This is a genomic window from Paraburkholderia tropica, from assembly GCF_914484835.1.
Taxonomy (GTDB): domain Bacteria; phylum Pseudomonadota; class Gammaproteobacteria; order Burkholderiales; family Burkholderiaceae; genus Paraburkholderia; species Paraburkholderia tropica_A.
Map to the genome: position 1 here is coordinate 1 of NZ_CAJZAR010000060.1, position 18,501 is coordinate 18,501.

Genomic DNA, 18,501 nt, shown 5'->3' on the forward strand with positions numbered 1-18,501 from the left:
GCGCGCACGCGCGGCGGCCCGGCGACTGCGCGGCGCGTTACGGCGGCGAGGAATTCGTGCTGCTGCTGCCCGAGACCAGCGCGGCGCAGGCGCTCGCCCACGCCGAGCGGCTGCGCGCCGCGCTCGAGGCGCTGGCCGTGCCGCACGAGGACAGCCCCAACGGCGTGCTGACGGCGAGCGTCGGCGTGGCGAGCACCTCGGAGCGCGGCTTCGAGAACTGGCGCGCGCTGATCGAGGCCGCCGACGCCGCGCTCTACACGGCCAAGCGCGCGGGCCGCAACCGCGTGGCCGTCTGGCAGCCGAGCGTCGCGCGCGAGCCGCAGGACGCCGGGCCGGATCTTTGAGCCCTCCGCGAGCGTGTGATCGACGTCAAATATTACCCGGGTGATATTGCATCGATTAATTTACCCGGGTAATATTCGCTGCGTGAATCGAACGGAGAAAGCGATATGGCAGCGGCTCAACACACTCAATCCACGGCGGCGCACGGCGTCACGGCTTTTGCGGGCACGCGCCTGCTCGCGCGCGGCACGCCGCTCGACGTGGCGCTCGCGGTGAAGGCGGAACTGGAGCGCGGCGACGCGGCGTCGGTGCTGGTGTTCGACGACCGCGACGCGCGCCCGGTCGAATTCGATCTGCGCGGGCGTCCCGCCGACGTGGCCGCGCGCCTCGCCGCCGACGCCGCGTGGCAGGCGCGCTCGCAGGAAGGCGCGCAGTCCGGCGAAGATTCCGGCGAGACGGAACCCGCCGACGACGCGCCGCGCGGACGCGGCCGTCCGAAGCTCGGCGTGGTGGCGCGCGAGGTCACGCTGCTGCCGCGTCACTGGGACTGGCTGGCGGCGCAGCCGGGCGGCGCGTCGGTGGTGTTGCGCAAGCTGGTGGAAACGTCGCGGCTCGCGGGCGAGGAGAAGCATCGCGTGCGCGCCTCGCGCGAGGCGGTGCACCGTTTCATGACGGCGCTGGCGGGCAATCTGCCGGGCTACGAGGAAGCGTTGCGGGCGCTTTACGCGGGCGAACGCGCGCGATTCGAGGCGTGGAGCGTGGACTGGCCCGAAGGCGTGCGGGACTATGTGCGCGAACTCGCGCAGGATGCGTTCGCCTGACGACGCGTGCGGCTTGCTGCCCGCCCGATGCTGCATGCAGGCCGCGAAAATCCGACGCACAAAAAAAACCGCTCAGGCCAGAACGGCATGAGCGGGAAGTCGGAGAGTTTACAACTTACAACCTCTGCATGAACTGTCATGGGGTCACGCAGAGACTTCAGTCTATGCGTGGCGTATCTCGCTCGATATAGGATTAGTCCGAAACTCTTATCGGAGCGAGGCGAGCGATCGACCACGAACTCAGGCGCGAGTCCGCCGCCCGCGCCTGTTTCGTCCGGCCCACATGCGCGGATGCCCGCCTTGCCACGCCGATTGCGGCTCCGTACACTCGCGCCTGATTTCCATCAAGGGCATCAGCGAATCCGCGGCGTGCACGCACGCCCGAACCGGTTCGCGCCCCGTTCCGATAAACAGAATCCGATCCGGCCCGCGCCGCGCTCGCCCCGTCGTGCGAGGTGTGCAAGGTGCGCCGGCCCATCACGGCACAAGAGGAGCTCCCGATGTCCGATTCCTATTTCCCACGCTGGCGCGCGCAGACGGGCGTCAAAACCGTCGTCGCGCCCGACGAGCGTCTCGCCTGGCCGCAGATGTTCGCGATGGGCGTGCAGCACGTCGTCGCCATGTTTGGCTCGACGGTGCTCGCGCCGCTGCTCATGGGCTTCGATCCCAACCTCTGCATCTTCATGTCGGGCATCGGCACGCTGCTGTTCTTCGTGGTCGTGGGCGGGCGCGTGCCGAGCTATCTCGGTTCGAGCTTCGCGTTCATCGGCCTCGTGATCGCGGCCACCGGCTATAGCGGCCACGGCGCGAATCCGAACATTCCCGTCGCGCTCGGCGGCATCATCGCGTGCGGCGTGGTCTATGCGCTGATCGGCGTGCTGGTCTCGGCCATCGGCACCAAGTGGATCGAGACGCTCATGCCGCCGGTCGTGACCGGCGCGATCGTCTGCGTGATCGGCCTGAATCTCGCGCCGATCGCCGTGAAGGGCGTGAGCGGCTCGCAGTTCGATTCGTGGATGGCGCTCGTCACGGTGCTGTGCGTGGGCGGCGTGGCCGTGTTCACGCGCGGCATGCTGCAACGCCTGCTGATTCTCGTCGGCCTGATGATCGCCTACGCGATCTACGCGGTCGTGACCAACGGCATGGGCCTCGGCAAGCCGATCGACTTTTCGATCGTCGCGAACGCCGCCTGGTTCGGCATGCCGAAGTTCAGCGCGCCCGTGTTCGATCCGCACGCGATGACGCTGCTCGTGCCGGTCGCCGTGATTCTCGTCGCGGAAAATCTCGGCCACATCAAGGCCGTCTCGGCGATGACGGGCCACAACCTCGACCGCTACGTGGGCCGCGCGTTCATCGGCGATGGCCTCGCGACCATCGTCTCGGGTTTCGCGGGCGGCACGGGCGTGACGACCTACGCGGAAAACATCGGCGTGATGGCCGTCACCAAGATCTACTCGACGCTGGTGTTCGCGATTGCCGCGCTGATCGCACTCGTGCTCGGCTTCTCGCCGAAGTTCGGCGCCGTGATCCAGACGATTCCGGGCCCGGTGCTCGGCGGCGTGTCGATCGTCGTGTTCGGTCTGATCGCGGTGACGGGCGCGCGCATCTGGGTCGTCAACAAGGTCGACTTCTCGGACAACCGCAATCTGATCGTTGCGGCCGTCACGCTGGTGCTCGGCGCGGGCGACTTCTCGCTCAAGCTCGGCGACTTCGGTCTGGGCGGCATCGGCACCGCGACGTTCGGCGCGATCGTGCTCTATGCGCTGCTGCGCAAGAAGCCGGCGCAGGAAGCGGCGGTTTGATCCGCGCGAGTTTTCGTGCGCTTCGCCAGCACGAAGCAACCCGCTCCGCGTGGGCATAAAAAAACGCGACGACCCGAAAGGGCGTCGCGTTTTTTATTGGGCTGCGGGGATCCGCTTCAGCCGCCTCAGCCTCGATTGCGTCCGCGCGTGGTGATCGCCGTTTCCGTGAGATCGACTTCGCGCATCAGCTTCGCGAGCGTTTCGTCGTTGATCGTCTGCTTGTTGCGCAGTTCGAGCAGCGTCGCGCGTTCGGCGCGCATGGCCGCGAGCCGCATCTGCAATTCGAGCGATTCGGCTTCGCGCGCGTGCTTGCTGAGGTCGCGGTCGGCATCGAGTGTCGCGAGGCGGCGGCGATAGGTGTCCATGACGCGCGCCGTGGTGTCGGCGGCGTAGGCGGACTGCGATTCGTTCATGTCCTCGGTGGCGGTTTCGTGCAGCGCATCGACGGCGCGGATCGCGGCCTGCGCGGCCTGCACGCGCGCGGCGCGTTCCTCGGCCACGTGCGCCGGATGCGCGCCGCGCCGCACGCCGCGCAGCAGCAACGGCAAGCCGACGATCGCCACCAGCAGCGACGCGAGGATCACGCCCGTCGCGATGAAGATGGCGCTGTCGCGGCCCGGCAGCGGCTTGCCGCTCGCGAGCGCGACGGGCAGCGAGAGCACGCCCGCGAGCGTGACCGCGCCGCGCACGCCTGCGACCGTGGTGATCGCAACGGTGCGCAGGCCCGGCACCGCATTGGTCACGCCGTGACGCGCCGCGCCGCGGCTCGCCACCCAGCGCAGCAGCCAGACCCAGCCGAAGCGCATCGCGTAGAGCGCGATCAGCACGGCGCCGATATAGCCGAGCAGACGCAGCATCTGCACGTTGCTCGTGTGATGCGCGTCGAGCAGCGCCTTGCCGAGAATGCCCGGGAATTGCAGGCCGAGCAGCGTGAACACCATGCCGTTGAACACGAACTCGATCATCGACCACGTGCTGGTCGCGCGCACGCGCGCCGACACCGGACCCATGTGCGCGACGCTCGTGTAGTTCATCATCATCCCGGCGGCCACGGCGGCGAGCACGCCCGAGACTTCGAGATGTTCAGCGAACAGGTAGGCCGCGAACGGAATCAGCAAGGTCATGACGACGCCCGGCGCGGGGTCGCCGTCGGCATCGACATTGAGAAAGCGCGACGACATGAAGCTGAAGAACCAGCCGATCGCCGCGCCCACCGCGAGGCCGCCCGCCGCGATCAGAAAGAAGCTCAGCGTGGCCTGGCGCAGCGAGAACACGCCCGTGAGCGCCGCCGCCACCGCGAACTTGAGCGCGACGAGGCCGGAGGCGTCGTTCATCAGCGCTTCGCCTTCGAGGATGTGCATGAGCTGCGCGGGAATCTTGTCCTTGCCGGCGATGGCCGAGAGCGCGACGGCGTCGGTGGGCGAGAGCACGGCGGCGAGCGCGAAGGCGACCGGCAGCGAGATCTGCGGCACCAGCCAGTGCACGAAATAGCCCACGGACACCACGGTCAGCAGCACGAGGCCGAGCGCGAGCAGCAGGATCGCGCGGCGCTGCATGAAGAACTCGCGCTTGGGCATGCGCCAGCCGTCGGCGAACAGCAGCGGCGGAATGAACAGCGCCATGAAGACGTCGGGATCGAACGTCACGTGCGGATTGATGCGCGGAAACGTCAGCAGCGCGCCGATGGCGATCTGTAGCAGCGGCAAGGGCAGCTTGATGGGCAACAGCCGCACGATGATCCCCGAAAGGGCCACGGCGAGGAGCAGAATGAGAACGGTGAAAATGGTTTCCATCGATGAGCTGCAAGACGAGCAGGGATGGGAGGGCGCGCGGTGCGTCCCCCATTCATCCGTTTAGTGCGGAACGTGCCGCGGAGCGCGGCGAACGATGCGATGCATGCCTGACGAGGCAGGCGGCGGTTGGCGGTAAGTGTAGCGTGTGCGCGGCCGCATGCGCCGCGAAGCGTGCAAGCCACTTGTAGGGCAAGCTCGGCGACAGGGCCGGCATGCACGATTCTGGTGCGCGCGGGGACGCATCATGCCCGCCGCGCGCGCACGCGCACGGTGCGCGGTGCAGGCTTCGATGCAAGGCGGGTCGCAGCGTGCGCACGGACCTTGCTTTATCGCCTGCCAACGACGCAACGCATCGGCCGCCGGTACGCACGCCCGCGGCGATCAACTTGCGCGAAGAGGAAGGCATGATCACAGAGCAGCAGGACAAGATGGCCGCGGCGCCGCACGGTTTCACCCTGAGCGTCTCGTCGGGTCTCCAGCGCTATAGCGCGCAACATGGCGAGCTTGCGCTCACCAGTGTGTTTCAACCGGTTTTCAGCCTGTCGCACATGCGTGCGGTCGGCTACGAAGGGCTCTTGCGCGCGCACGACGCGCTCGACCGGCCCGTTTCGCCGCTCGACGTGTTCGGCGCGGCCGCGCGCGTCGGCGAGGCATTGCAGGTCGACCGGCTCGCCCAGGGGCTGCATCTGGAGAACTTCTCGCTGCTCGGCGCCGAGCGCGAGTGGCTGTTTCTCAACGTGCATCCGGGCACGCTGATCGAGCCGTATCACGCGGCGGCGCTGCTCGCGAATCTGCGTCGGCTCGGTTTGCCGCCGCGCCGCGTCGTGCTCGAAGTGCTCGAAGCCGAGGCCACCGATCTCGACGCGCTCGCGCACGCCGTCGCCGAATTCCGCGAACGCGGCTTCCTGATCGCGCTCGACGACTTCGGCGCCGGTCACGTCGATATCGGCCGCGTGTGGCAACTGAATCCCGACATCGTGAAGCTCGACCGCATCATGCTGATGCACGCCGCGCATCGCGCCGACATGGCCGCGACGCTGCCCGCGCTCGTCACGCTGCTGCACGAGGCGGGCAAGCTCGTGCTGATCGAGGGCGTGGAGACGGAGCACGAGGCGCAGATCGCGCTCGCCTGCAACGCCGACTTCGTGCAGGGCTTTTTCTTCGCGCGTCCGGCGCCGGGTTTGACCGACGCCACGCACGCGCTGAACGTGATCGCCGAGGCGACGGAGCGTTACCGCGAGCAGACCGAAGCGCGCGAGCGCGGCACCACGAGCCGTCTCGCGCCGTATGTGCGCGCGTTCGAGCGCGCGGCGGAGCGGCTGACCGCGGGCGAGCCGCTCGAAGAGGTGTGCTGGAATTTTCTCGCGCTCGATCACGCGGCGCGCTGCTTCCTGCTCGACGCGAGCGGGCGTCAGGCGGGCCGCAATGTCGTGCTGCGCGTCGATCGCGCGGAGCAGGGCGCGCGCTTTCTGCCGCTCGACGACGCGCAGGGCGCTAACTGGCTGCGCAGGCCGTACTTCCGCGCGGCGCTGGTCGCGCCGGGACGCGTGCATGTGACGTCGCCGTATCTGTCGATCAACGAGGCGCTGCCGTGCGTGACGCTCTCGATGGCTGTGCAGGTCGGCGACCGCCTGTGCGTGCTGTGCGGCGACGTCGACTGGATGGCGGAAGAACTGGCCTGAGCGCTTCGATCACGTCGATAAAAGCGAAAACGGCGCGAGCCCTTGCAAGCCCGCGCCGTTCGCACGATGCGATTTCACCCCTGAAAACAGGGCTTATTTCGCGACGACCACCGGAATGCCGCGCAGCGCGCCCGCGCCCTTGAACGCGGCGAGCGCCTCATTGACGGCCGCGCTCGTCTTCACGTCGATGCCCAGCCGCGCCGCGAGTTCGCGCTCGCCGCGCTTGACCGACGCGAGGTTCGCGAGCTTCACGTGACCGTAGCCGCGCACGCGCTGATGCAGGCTCGCGAACTTCGCGAGATCGGCGGCGCTGTCCGCGGTCACATGCGCGTGTTGAATCAGCACGCCGCGCAGCGTGGCCTCGTAGTCGTCGGCGAGCGCGCGTTCCATGCGGCGTTCGAGCGTGTGGCCGAACGGATCGAACCACGTGCCGCGCACGCCGCGTCCCTTCGCGAGCAGCGCGAGCGCGCGCCAGAGCCACTGGCCGAACTGCATCTTGCGCGGCGGCTGGCCGTGTTTTTCGCGTGCGATCAGCGGCGGCGCGAGATTGAACTTCACCGTGAAGTCGCTGCCCGCCTGGCCTTCGAACTGCGCTTCGAGCGCGGCGCGGAAGGCCGGATCGGCGTGCAGGCGCGCGACTTCGTATTCGTCCTTCACCGCGAGCAGCTTGTAGAACGTGGCCGCGACCGCGCGCGCGAGCGCCTGATCCGCCGATTTGTCGGCCTGACGCGCGGCGTCGGTCAGCGCGCGATAGCGCTTCGCGTAGCCCGCGCCGCCATAGGCGAGCAGACGCGTTTCGCGGTCCGCGATCAGTTCGTCGAGCGTTTGCGTGAGCTGGCGCGCGGCGAACTTCGCGTCGCGGGCTTGACTCGCACGCTGAGTGTCGAACGTTTTGAGCGCTTCCAGCGCGGCCGGATCAGCGGCGGCGAGACGGCCAATCGAGAACGCAAACAGATTCGCCTGCACGGCCACGTTGTTCAACTCGATCGCGCGCGTGAGCGCCGCGAGCGACACCGGCACGAGACCGAGCTGCCACGCGAAACCGAGCATCAGAATGTTCGCGCCGATCGTGTCGCCGAGATAACGTTGCGCGAGCGCCTGCGCATCGCAGCTTGAAAGCGGATCTTGCTCCGGCGTCGCGCCGTTCGTCGCCGCGTGACGCATCTTCGCGAGCAGCGCGTCGGCGTGCAGATTCGCGTCGGGGTTCTGCACGAACGACGCGTTCGGAATCGCATGCGTGTTCACGACGATGCGCGTGCGGTCGTGGCGCACCGTTTGCAGCGCGTCGGCGCTCGCGCCCACCACCATGTCGCAGGCGAGCAGCAAGTCGGCCTGCTGCGTGTCGATGCGCACCTGGTTGAGCAGCGCGTCGGTGGCCGCGAAACGCACAAACGACAGCACCGATCCGCCCTTTTGCGCGAAGCCCATGAAATCGAGCACCGAAGCGCTCTTGCCTTCCAGATGCGCGGCCATGCTGATGAGCGCGCCCACCGTCACGACGCCCGTGCCGCCCACGCCGGTCACGAGGATGTCGTAGGGCGCGTTGTCGAGATGCGTCGACGGCATCGGCAACGCGTTCACGCGCGCGGCCAGCGCCTGCGGATCGAACGCGGCGCCCGCGGCCTTCTTGAGCTTGCCGCCCTCGATCGTGACGAAGCTCGGGCAAAAGCCGTTCACGCACGAATAGTCCTTGTTGCACGACGACTGGTCGATGCGGCGCTTGCGGCCCAGTTCGGTTTCCACCGGCTCGACCGAGAGGCAATTCGATTGCACGCCGCAATCGCCGCAGCCTTCGCAGACTTCCTCGTTGATGAAGAGACGCTTGTCCGGGTCGGGGAACTCGCCTTTTTTGCGGCGGCGGCGCTTTTCGGCGGCGCAGGTCTGGTCGTAGATCAGCACGGTCACGCCGGGCGTTTCGCGCAGTTCGCGCTGCACCGCGTCGAGTTCGCTGCGGTGATGGAAGGTCGTGCCCTTCGGAAACTGGCCGTGATGGCCGTCGTATTTCTCGGGCTCGTCGCTCACGACCACGAAGCGCGAGACGCCTTCGGCTTCCACCTGACGCGCGATCTGCGGCACGGAGATGCTGCCGTCGACGGGTTGGCCGCCCGTCATCGCCACGGCGTCGTTGTAGAGGATCTTGTAGGTGATGTTGGCCTTCGCGGCCACGGCCTGGCGAATCGCAAGGATGCCTGAATGAAAGTAGGTGCCGTCGCCGAGATTCTGGAATACGTGGCGCGTCTTCGTGAACATCGAATGCGCGGCCCAGTCGACGCCTTCGCCGCCCATCTGGATCAGGCCGGTGGTGTCGCGCTCCATCCACGAAGCCATGAAGTGACAGCCGATGCCCGCTTGCGCGATCGAGCCTTCAGGCACTTTCGTCGAGGTGTTGTGCGGACAGCCCGAGCAGAAGTAGGGCGTGCGCTTCACGGCGTCGGCGACATTGGAGAGGATTTGCGGCGCGACCAGATCGACCACGCGCTCGCGGCGGTCGAGCATCGGTTTGTGCTTCGCGAGCCACGCGGCGAACACCGGCAGGATGCGCGAGGGCCGCAGCTCGCCGAGTTCGGACAAGAGCAGCGTGCCGTCTTCCGCGTGCTTGCCGATCACGGCCGGGCGCGCGCCTGCCTTGCGGTTGTAGAGATGATCCTTGATCTGCTGCTCGATCACGGGGCCTTTTTCCTCGATCACGAGCACGTCGCTGAGACCGGAAACGAAGGCGTCGATGCGCGACATCTCCAGCGGAAACGAGAGCCCCACCTTGTAGATGCGCACGCCCGCCTGTTCGAGATCGTGAACGGTGAGGTCGAGCCGGCGCAGCGCTTCCATCAGGTCGAGATGCGCCTTGCCGCAGGTGACGATGCCCACGTTCGCGTGCGGGCTCGGCGCGATCCATTTGTCGATGCTGTTCGCGCGCGCGAAGTGGCGCACGGCGTCGAGCTTGGCCGCGAGACGCTGCTCGATCGCGAGGCTCGGCAGATCGGGCCAGCGGTTGTGCAGGCCGCCGGGCGGCGGCGTGAAAGCTGCATCCGCATCGGCGGGTTCGGGCGCTTGCCAGTCGGTCTTGAGCGCGTCGAGATCGACGGTCGAGCCCGACTCCACGGTTTCCGAGATCGCCTTGTAGCCGACCCACGCGCCCGAGTAGCGCGAGAGCGCCCAGCCGTAGAGGCCGAATTCGAGCATGTCCGCGACGTTCGACGGATTCACCACGGGCATGTGCCAGGCCATCAGCGCGAAGTCGCTCTGATGCGGCATCGACGACGACACGCAGCCGTGATCGTCGCCCGCCACCACGAGCACGCCGCCGTGCGGCGACGAGCCGTAGGCGTTGCCGTGCTTGAGCGCGTCGCCCGCGCGGTCGACGCCGGGGCCTTTGCCGTACCACATCGCGAACACGCCTTCGACGGTGCGTTCGGCGTCGGCTTCCACGCGCTGCGTGCCGAGCACGGCCGTGCCGCCCAGTTCCTCGTTGATGGCGGGCAGGAAGCGTACGTCGGCGGCTTCGAGCAGTTTCTTCGCCTTCCACGCCTGCTGGTCGACCATGCCGAGCGGCGAGCCGCGATAGCCGCTGATGAAGCCTGCCGTGTTCAGGCCGTGCGCGCGGTCGAGCGCGCGCTGCATGAGCGCGAGGCGGATCAGCGCCTGGGTGCCGGTCAGGAAGATGCGGCCGCGCGTGGCGGTGAGGTTGTCGGTGAGCTGGTAATCGGCGAGGGGCGGCGAAGCAGGGGTGTCGCCAAACGCGGGACGCGCGGTCATGGGGGAAGTCTCCGTTCTTGTGTCGCGAGCGCTGCGTCTGTGCGTCTTTGAATGCGCTCGCTGAAGACTCCATTTTTTCTCGCCAATAGCGGAAGTTTTTTGCTAACTCCGCGGGCGCGTTCGTTGAATGCGCCAAAGCCTGCTCGCGATGTCGCGCTTTGGAGGGAAATTCTCTTTCGTCGCGTGTCGGGCGTGCGATGCGTGGCCGAACGTGCGGTTGGATTCAGATCACGTGCGGTCCGTCAGGCCGGGTCTGATCGAAGGGCGTGACATCGTGAAAGTGCGCGTAGTCCATGCGGCTCACGCCGCCCGCGTCGCTCATCAGATCGACGTAACGCTGGCCGAAACGCACCTGGCCGTCCGACCAGATGTAGCGCGCCTGCATGGTCTGCGCGGTCGATTCGTCCGAGCCCTCGATCACGACGTGCAGCGTGGCGGCCTGCTGCGCGAGCGACTCGGCCGTGGCGCCGTGCAGCGGGCTGGTTTCGTCGATCACGTGCATCAGGTTCCAGCCGAGCGTGAACAGCGGATGCTGGTCGCGCACGAGCTTGAGGTCGTAGATGCGCCGCGCGGTGTAGCCGTCCGACGAGGTCTCGATGCGGATCAGGCGCAGCTTCGCGCTGGCTTCGGCGATCACGTTCTGACGCGCGTTGGCGGCGCGCGCCATCAGCGTCATGCGGCCTTCGATCGGATGCACGACCACCTGGCGCGCGAACAGGATCTTCGCGCGCGGCCGCGAGAAACGCGCGAACACGAGGCCGGTCGCGAGCGCGATGCTCGACATGCCGACGAAGATCTCGAAGGTGGCGACGATGTGCGCGTAGAGCGTCTGCGGATGCATGTCGCCGTAGCCGACCGTCGCGAGCGTTTCGACGCTGAAGAAGAACGCGCCCGTGAAGCCGTGCGGATACTGGTTGGCGATGGGCGCCGTGCCGAGCTGGTAGAGGCAGGCGAAGAACGCGTTGGCGACCACGAACAGTGCCGCGAGCGAGGCGAAGAAGGTGGGCCAGCGCATGGTGAGCGCCGTGTGATAGAGGTCCTGCCAGCCGTGCAGCGGCATGCCGTAGACGAGCACTTCGCGCGAGCCGATATGGAGGCGGCGCGGTGCGGGGCCGCGCGGGCTGGCGGGATCGTTCGCGGCGCGCGTGCCGGCGCTGCCTCGGCGCTTGCGGTCGTCGTCGGTGGCGGCGTGTGCGCCAGCGTGGGCGGCGGCTTGTGCGGCTTCCTCGTTCGCGCTGCCCTCCGGCGATTCGGGCGTCATGGCGGTCCTTCAGGGTCGGAATGGCGAGAGCGTAGCAATGCCGCGCGGGGCCGACAAGCGCGATCCGTGCGGCGAGGTGGGGGGGCGTTCGGGAGGCCCCTAACCACGTCACGGCGGACGTGCGCGCCCTGGCGAACGAATACACCGCCGAGGCGCTGGCGGTGCTGGTGAACCTGATGCGCCACGCCGGGAACGAGGCGACGAGGCTTGCGGCGTCGCGCGAACTGCTGGACCGCGCCGTTGGCAAACCGACGCAACGCGCCGAGGTGAGCGGCAAGGCGGAAACCGCGCCCGCCGACTTCAAGGCGATGACCGACGAAGAATTATGGGCCGTCGTTTACGCGGGCCGCGCCGAACGCGAAACCCAGGCGAACGGGTAATCGCGCCACCCGCTGCGTTTGATTTTCAATCAAAAAATTCAAGGACAAACCCGCCTGCTGCATCCAAATGGGATTCATCTGATTCTGCGTTTTCGCGGGCCTCGGTAGCGTCGATCGGCTGTTCGCACACTTTATGGCGCGATGGCCCGAAGTTGACCCAGCCCGTTCGCGTTGGACACCTCTACCATCGCCCAGCCAGGAAACGCCTATGCCCAGATAGAGCGATTTACGTTTTTCCCTGGACATATGCGCCACCCGCAAAAAACAACCGGAACAAAAGGAGAATCACTGATGGGTATTCCATTCCCAGGTACGCTTGCAAGCGCAGCCGACTCGCTTCTCCAGACCATGCCCGTGCCACTGCCTTCGCCGGTTCCGGCTACGGGTTCCGCCGGAGGCGCAGGTGCTGGCACGGGCGCGGGTGGTGGTCTGGACAGCCTTCCACGCGACCGGAGCCGCGAGCGCAACAGGCCATGCAAGTGCCCGCCGGACAAAGGCGATGAAGTCACACGCAGGTATGGTATGAGTCCGAAAGCTCGGCGCTATCAAGCCCGTATTACCGGTTACGCATATGGAATTGATACGGATGCCAAAGGTCGCGAAACTCGCGGGGGCTGGAACAAAGAATGGAAGTGGCTTGGAACTGATTTCGATGGGTTTGTGAAGGCGCAGTGTTTATTGCAAGAGGCGAAGGATGACTACGATCAGTTTTTAGATGAAGATGATGAACCGATCTTCTGGTTTACCGGCTTCAAAAGTATGGCTGATACTATTGCAGATCAATCCATAAAGGTTCGCGCAAATCCACCATCGAGACTGATGTGGTATTTCGGCACGCCACGGGCAAGAGACTACATGATGCCGACACTGGTCAAAAATGGCGTCCCTTCCGTCTATCAACCTTGAGATTGAAATGAATCTATTTGCACAGTACAGGGATGTCCCCAACTTACCAAATGCCGATTTCGAATTTCATCTGCGTCGATTAAGGCCTGTCATTGATGCACTGGCGGTTCAGGATGAACTACTTAAGGGGTGGTACATTCAGGGGAATAGTGCTGAGGAAGCGCTTCTATATCGCGTTTATGGAGACGATCATCAACCCCTTCTCACGGCCATCGAGGAGATGGGAAAGGAATATCAGGGAAAATCAAAGAGTGATCCAAAATCAATTGGAATTTGGAATGGAGCAAACCAGAGAGATGGCGCTTCATTCCTGATATCTATGGATGGTGGCGAGAATTTTTCGCAACAATTTGACTTCAATGTAAAAGAAAGATCAAGTAAATTATCTCGACTTGGGGATTATCGTTCTGCAGCAGAGATTGTCAAAAAAGTTGTTGAGGTCTATGCCCCATCCTATGCTATTTTCGGGCCGCGTAAATACTTTACAAACGCAGTTTTTGATAATCGCCCCGGTGTAAGCTGGATGCTCTACCTGCCTCACGTTCTCACGCCAGCCCAGGTGCCCGAAGCGCGCGCCCTGATTCCGGTCATGCGCGACGGCCAGCAGCAAGGCACGATCATTGTCAGCGTGACGGATGAAGTGTTCGATGTGAACAACCGGGCACACGTCAAGGCTGCGAACGACATTGAAATTCGTCTTGCCGATCAGGACTTGTTGCCGCGCTTCATCGACCTTTAAGGTCACGCCCCGGCAGCCAGTGTCGCCGGGGCTTCAATTAATCCGCCTTTCCACATACATATGCTGCCCACGCTTCCATCATCGGGCGGGGCGCGCTCCCCAATTGTCAGCAGGCGGCCCGTTCTCTGTCGCCAGCGTGGACGGCACGCCCGACATGTCAGGAACGTTTCGAGGTGGTGGAGGTGGCGAGGCTCGTTGCTGATCGCCCACAACCGTGTGAGACGGTGCGGCGAATCATAAGACAGAGGCGGGTGGCGTTGCTCGAATTTGCCTACACAGCGCCTACATGACCCCGGAAAGCAAAAAGCCCAGTCGGTGAGGACTGGGCTAAGTGCTTGAATTTTTTGGTGCCGGAAAGAGGAATCGAACCCCCGACCTTCGCATTATGAATGCGCCGCGCGTGGCGATGCGTCGATGCGCGCAGGTGCGAGCGTGCGGTGCCGCGCACGCAATCCGCGCTGTCGCACGTTTAACGCGACACGCGACACGCACGCGCTTCACCCGCGCGTGCGTCGCGTCGATGCCCGCCGCTCACGCGACGGCTTGCGGCTCACGCGAACCGCGAACCGCGAACCGCAAGCCGCCTAAGGAAACGCGTGCGGCTTCGGAATGCCCGCGCCGTGCTCGATGTCGGCGATGGCCTGGCGATGCGCGGCGTCGATCGCTTCGGCGCTTTGCGGAAAGCCCGCGTTGCCGCCGATCGTGATCCACGGCTGCACGGCTGTGTCGCGATGGGTGATCTGATATTCGGCGTCCCAGCGTGCGCCCTGCAGTTCGAGCGGATGCACGTGGATGGCGTAGACGCCGTAGAGAAAGAGCTGTTCGGTCATGTCGACCCTCCTTTCGACCGCGCCGGCGCTCGCGCGCCGCGTGCGGTCCCGTGCAGAGCGGCGGATTCGCCGATGCGGCCCGCGCGCGGACAAAGGCGCACGCACGCGGGAAACCGTCCGGCGCGGGATCGCCTCGCCGGACGGAGCAAACGAAGGAAGTGGGCTACACGCGGGCTACACGCGCTAAATCGATAATCCGACCGGGCGGCCGATTCGAACGGATGCGAACCGATTCGAACGACCCGCGCGCTTACAGCTCGAGTTCGCCGAGGAGCCGATGCGCGAGCGCCTTGGCTTCCTCCAGCGCTTCCTCGGGCGTGCCGGAAGCGGCTTCCACTTCGTAGATCGCGTTCTCGAGATCTTCGCCGTCGTCGCGCGCCAGGGAGACCTGGCCCTGGTACTGGCCGGCGTTCATGGGTCGCACGGAGGCGACTGCCGTGTAGATCCCCTTGGTGTAGGTGACGTCGTCCATAGCGGGCTCCAGCGTGCTTCTCGAGGAAGGGAATCCCATGCTAGCACGTTGATCGCGCGCCTGCGGGACAGCCACGTGACGCCCGAGCGGCGCTTTCGTGTCAGGCTTCACGATGGTGCAAAGCCCCCGCGTTTCAGTCCTCCAGCAGCGCGACGACCTCGTCGAGCGACGGCGAATGCGCGCCCGCGCGGCGGCACGCGGCGGCGCCCGCAGCCAGCGCGAACGACAGATGCTGACGCCACGTGCGCTGCGGCGTGCTCATCAGGCTGAACAGCAGACCGCCGATGGACGCGTCGCCCGCGCCCACCGTGTCGGCGACCTGCACGCGCGGCGGCGCGGCGTCGATCACCTCGTCGCCGACATAGAGCGTCGCGTGCTGCGCGCCGCGCGTGACCAGCAGCGTCGCGGCGGGATTGAGCGCGCGCACGGCGGCGATCGCCTCCGGCTCGCTCTTGCCCGCGAACAGCATGCGCAGATCTTCGTCGGAGACCTTGATGAGGTCGGCGAGCGCGGCCATGCGATGCAGGATCGGCTCGTAGCCGTGCGCCATCAGGTTGCGGTAATTCGGATCGAAGCTGATCTTCACGCCTTGCGCGCGCAGTTCGGCGGCGAGCGTCGCGAGCGTTTCGCCGAGCGGCTGACGCACGAGGCTGATGCAGCCGAAGTGCGCCCACTTCGCGTGACGACGCCAGCCCTCGGGCAGCTTCGCGGGATCGAAGGCGAGGTCCGCGCTGTTGTCGCCGATGAAGTAGTACGCGGGCGGATGCGTCTGATGCACGATCGCGAGCAGCGGCGCGCGCTCGACGCGCTGCATGAAGCGCATGTCGAGACCGGCGGCGACGCTCGCGTTCCAGAGCTCGTCCGAAAAGTTGTCGGTGCCGAGCGCACCCGCGCAGGCCGTCGGCAAGCCGAGACGCGCGACCGCGCGCGCCACGTTCCAGCCCGCGCCGCCCGGATGCGCGCGCCAGCTGGAGTCCATGCCCGGCGCGCCCGTGTGCGCCGAACCCTCGGGCGCCGCGCCGCGCACGAGATCGGTGAGGATGTCGCCCGCCGAAATGAAGGCGGGGAAGCCGGTCGAGAAGTCGGGGCCAGTGCTGCAAGTGCTCATCGCGTGTTCCTTCGCTGAATCTGTCGCTGGTGCGTTGCGGTTGCGCTGCGTTTGCGTCGCGTTTGCGTTGCCGTTGCGTCGCGCGGTGCGTGCGCGATGCCGCGTCGTGCGGCGCGAAATCAGGCCGCGCCGTCCGTGCCGTTGGCACGTGCGTTCATGCCGTCGTTCGCGTCCTCTTCCTCGCGGCCGACGATCGGCGCCATGCCGCGTCCGGGCAGTGCGTTCAGGACTTCGTAGCACGCGCCCATCGTGTGATAGTCGGTCTTGCCCGCCGGGCTCTTTTCGTCGCTGTACTTGCGGTTGTCGCAGGTGAGGATGCGATACCACGCGCCATAGCGATGATCGACGAAATGCTTCCAGCTATAGCGCCAGATTTCGTCGTACCAGTCCCAGAAGCGTTCGTTGCCGGTGCGCTTGCCGAGCAGCGCGGCGGTCGCGAAGGTCTCGGCCTGGACCCAGAAATACTTGTCGTGATCGCAGACGGTGTAGTCGGGGCCGAAGCCGTAGTACAGACCGCCGTGATCGTTGTCCCACGCGTGCATCATGGCCGCGTCGAACAGCTCGATCGCGCGCGGCAGCAGCCACGGCAGCGGGCGATGGCGTTCGAGAATCAGCAGCAGCTTGGCCCACTCCGTCTGGTGGCCCGGCTGGAAACCCCACGGACGGAAGATGTTCGTGCTGTCTTCCTTGTTGTAGTCCCAGTCCACCGACCAGTCGGCGTGAAAGTGCTCCCAGACGAGCCCTTGCGAGAGCCGCGCCTGGCGCAGCGTGATGTTCGACGCGACGCGCTCGGCGCGGTCGAGATAGACCAGATGGCCGGTCGCCTCGTAGGCCGCGAGCAGCGCCTCGGTCGTGTGCATGTTGGCGTTCTGGCCGCGATAGCTCGTGACGATCCAGTCGGCGCTCGCTTCGTCGGCGTAGAGGCCCGCCGCGCCGTCCCAGAAGCGGTGTTCCATCAGCTCGAAGGTGGCGGCGATCATCGGTTTCGCTTCTTCGATGCCGGCCATCGCGGCGTGCGCGTAGGCGAGCAGCACGAAGGCGAGGCCGTAGCAATGGCGCGTGGCGTCGAGCGTGCGCTTCTTGCCGTCGCGCCAGTCGACCTCCCAGTCGTAGCCCTGATGCTGCGGGTCCCAGTGCGCTTCGCGCAGGAACTGCAGGCCGTGGCGCGCGTAGTCGAGATGCTGCGCCTCACCGGTTTCGCGATACGCCATCGCGTAGTTGAAGACGTAGCGGCAGCTGCTCACGAGATGCCGCGAGTGCGCGTTGTAGATCGAGCCGTCGTCGCGGAAATAGTGGAAGAAGCCGCCCGACGGGTCGTACACGTTGGGCGCGTAGAAGCGCAGCGTGTCGGCGATATGGCCGAGCAGGAAGGCGCGGTCCCGGAAGCTCGCGACGGCGGGCGCGGCGGCCTGGGCTTCAACGGTGAGTGCGGTGTCGGAAGGCTTCGTCATGGCTTTCTCATCTCGGCTTCGGATTGCTTCGTTTTACTTCGTATTGTTGCTGGCGAATGTGGCGGGATTTCGCGCCGCCGCTTCAGGTGCATCAGGTCGCTTCGGGCAGCGTCTTGCCGCGCCGCGCGACGCTTTCGGGCGCGGGCGGCGGCGTGGAGTTCTGCGCGGATTTCAGTGCGGATGTTGGCGCGGACGTCGGCGCTGCGCCCGCCGTGCTCGCGCGCTCGACGAGCCGCACCGGCAGCACGATCTCACTCTGTTGTGGCGTTTCTTCGAGCAGCAGTTCGACACCGCGCCTGCCGAGTGCTTCCTTGTCGACGGCGAGCGTCGTGAGCGCGGGCGTGGCGTGCGCGGCGGCGGCGATATCGTCGAAACCGACGATCGCGATGTCTTCCGGCACGCGCAGGCCGCTCGCCTGGCACACGCGCAGCGCGGCGAGCGCGGCGGCGTCGTTGTAGGCGAACACGGCGTCGGGCGGCGGCTCGCCGCGCAGGCGCGCGCCGTCGAGCAGACGCTGCATCGCGAGCGCGGCCCCGGTGTCGGGATCGAGCCCGCCTTCGATGGTGGTTTCGAGCGAGGGATCGAACAGCAGCCCCGCTTCGAAGAACGCGCGCCGGTAGCCGAGCGCGCGCTGCGCGATGCTGTAGTGCGCGAGCGAGCCGCCGATGAAGGCCACGCGCCGCCGCCCCATCGCGAACAGATGATGCATGGCGAGCGCGGCGCCCGCGGCGTTGTCGATGTTCACCGAGCGCAGGCCCTGCGCCCACAGGTCGATCAGCACGAGCGGACGCTGCAGCGCGACCAGCGCGGCGAGCGTTTCCGGCTCGACGAAGCCCGCCACGGCGACCGCGTCGGGCGCGTGCAGACGCAGTTGCTGGATGGTGTCGTCGGCGGGACCGGCGGTGAGCAGCGCGGGCACGATGCCGTGCTCGCGGCACGCGTCTTCCACGCCGTGCAGCACGTGCGAGAAGAACGGGCTGGCCGCGAAGTTGTTGTGCTGGCGATGCAGCAGGAAGGTCAGGCGGCGGATGCGCGGACGCAACTGCGCGCTGTCATAGCCCAGCGACTGCGCGATCTCGACGATGCGCGCGCGTGTGGCCTCGGACAGGCCCGGCTGGTTCTTCAGCGCGCGGGAGACCGTGCCGATCGACACGTTGGCCGCCTGCGCGACGTCGCGAATGGTTGTCCCCATGATTCCTGTTGGCCCTGGCTGGTGTGTCA

General features: G+C 66.4%; 15 protein-coding genes. 7 read left to right on the forward strand and 8 right to left on the reverse strand.

All coding sequences use genetic code 11. The annotated features are described in order from the left end of the window. From LDO54_RS20320 to LDO54_RS20330, 3 genes are all read left to right on the forward strand, one after another. On the forward strand, positions 1-344 hold a 344-nt coding region (locus LDO54_RS20320), incomplete at its 5' end, for a GGDEF domain-containing protein (RefSeq protein ID WP_224012471.1). 105 nt (positions 345-449) lie between these two features. Further along, positions 450-1,103: a DUF2239 family protein gene (locus tag LDO54_RS20325; RefSeq protein WP_224012472.1), complete on the forward strand. Its 654-nt coding sequence runs from the start codon at positions 450-452 to the stop codon at positions 1,101-1,103. Between the two features lie 500 nt (positions 1,104-1,603). Next, a complete protein-coding gene (locus LDO54_RS20330) occupies positions 1,604-2,905 on the forward strand; it encodes a solute carrier family 23 protein (RefSeq protein ID WP_224012473.1) in 1,302 nt (433 codons plus the stop codon). 125 nt (positions 2,906-3,030) lie between these two features. Here LDO54_RS20330 and LDO54_RS20335 read toward each other — a convergent pair whose 3' ends face one another. Further along, positions 3,031-4,698, reverse strand: coding sequence for a Na+/H+ antiporter (locus LDO54_RS20335; protein WP_224012474.1), 1,668 nt, complete (start codon positions 4,696-4,698; stop codon positions 3,031-3,033). 404 nt (positions 4,699-5,102) lie between these two features. Between LDO54_RS20335 and LDO54_RS20340 the strand changes: the two genes are divergently transcribed. Further along, the gene (locus LDO54_RS20340; RefSeq protein WP_224012475.1) at positions 5,103-6,380 is read left to right on the forward strand and encodes an EAL domain-containing protein; all 1,278 of its coding nucleotides are present in this window, start codon (positions 5,103-5,105) and stop codon (positions 6,378-6,380) included. Between the two features lie 93 nt (positions 6,381-6,473). Here LDO54_RS20340 and LDO54_RS20345 read toward each other — a convergent pair whose 3' ends face one another. Together LDO54_RS20345 and LDO54_RS20350 are read right to left on the reverse strand one after the other, a co-directional pair. Continuing rightward, entirely contained in the window at positions 6,474-10,133 is a 3,660-nt protein-coding gene (locus LDO54_RS20345) for an indolepyruvate ferredoxin oxidoreductase family protein (RefSeq protein WP_224012476.1), read from the reverse strand. 223 nt (positions 10,134-10,356) lie between these two features. Continuing rightward, the gene (locus LDO54_RS20350; RefSeq protein WP_224012477.1) at positions 10,357-11,394 is read right to left on the reverse strand and encodes an ion channel; all 1,038 of its coding nucleotides are present in this window, start codon (positions 11,392-11,394) and stop codon (positions 10,357-10,359) included. 119 nt (positions 11,395-11,513) lie between these two features. Between LDO54_RS20350 and LDO54_RS20355 the strand changes: the two genes are divergently transcribed. From LDO54_RS20355 to LDO54_RS20365, 3 genes are all read left to right on the forward strand, one after another. Beyond that, on the forward strand, positions 11,514-11,774 hold the full coding sequence (locus LDO54_RS20355; protein WP_224012478.1) for a hypothetical protein: 261 nt from the start codon (positions 11,514-11,516) through the stop codon (positions 11,772-11,774). A 171-nt stretch (positions 11,775-11,945) separates the two neighbouring features. After that, entirely contained in the window at positions 11,946-12,680 is a 735-nt protein-coding gene (locus LDO54_RS20360; protein ID WP_224012479.1) for a restriction endonuclease fold toxin 5 domain-containing protein, read from the forward strand. 7 nt (positions 12,681-12,687) lie between these two features. After that, positions 12,688-13,419, forward strand: a complete 732-nt coding sequence (locus tag LDO54_RS20365; protein WP_224012480.1) for an immunity 52 family protein — start codon at positions 12,688-12,690, stop codon at positions 13,417-13,419. 584 nt (positions 13,420-14,003) lie between these two features. Here LDO54_RS20365 and LDO54_RS20370 read toward each other — a convergent pair. The 5 genes from LDO54_RS20370 to LDO54_RS20390 form a co-directional block, all read right to left on the reverse strand. Further along, positions 14,004-14,249, reverse strand: a complete 246-nt coding sequence (locus LDO54_RS20370; protein ID WP_224012481.1) for a hypothetical protein — start codon at positions 14,247-14,249, stop codon at positions 14,004-14,006. Between the two features lie 250 nt (positions 14,250-14,499). Beyond that, the gene (locus LDO54_RS20375; protein ID WP_224012482.1) at positions 14,500-14,721 is read right to left on the reverse strand and encodes a hypothetical protein; all 222 of its coding nucleotides are present in this window, start codon (positions 14,719-14,721) and stop codon (positions 14,500-14,502) included. A gap of 133 nt (positions 14,722-14,854) precedes the next feature. Next, on the reverse strand, positions 14,855-15,829 hold the full coding sequence (locus LDO54_RS20380; RefSeq protein ID WP_224012483.1) for a carbohydrate kinase family protein: 975 nt from the start codon (positions 15,827-15,829) through the stop codon (positions 14,855-14,857). Between the two features lie 119 nt (positions 15,830-15,948). Further along, the gene (locus LDO54_RS20385) at positions 15,949-17,280 is read right to left on the reverse strand and encodes an AGE family epimerase/isomerase (RefSeq protein ID WP_224012484.1); all 1,332 of its coding nucleotides are present in this window, start codon (positions 17,278-17,280) and stop codon (positions 15,949-15,951) included. Positions 17,281-17,371: 91 nt separating this feature from the next. Next, positions 17,372-18,472, reverse strand: coding sequence for a LacI family DNA-binding transcriptional regulator (locus tag LDO54_RS20390; RefSeq protein ID WP_224012485.1), 1,101 nt, complete (start codon positions 18,470-18,472; stop codon positions 17,372-17,374). Positions 18,473-18,501 lie beyond the last annotated feature (29 nt).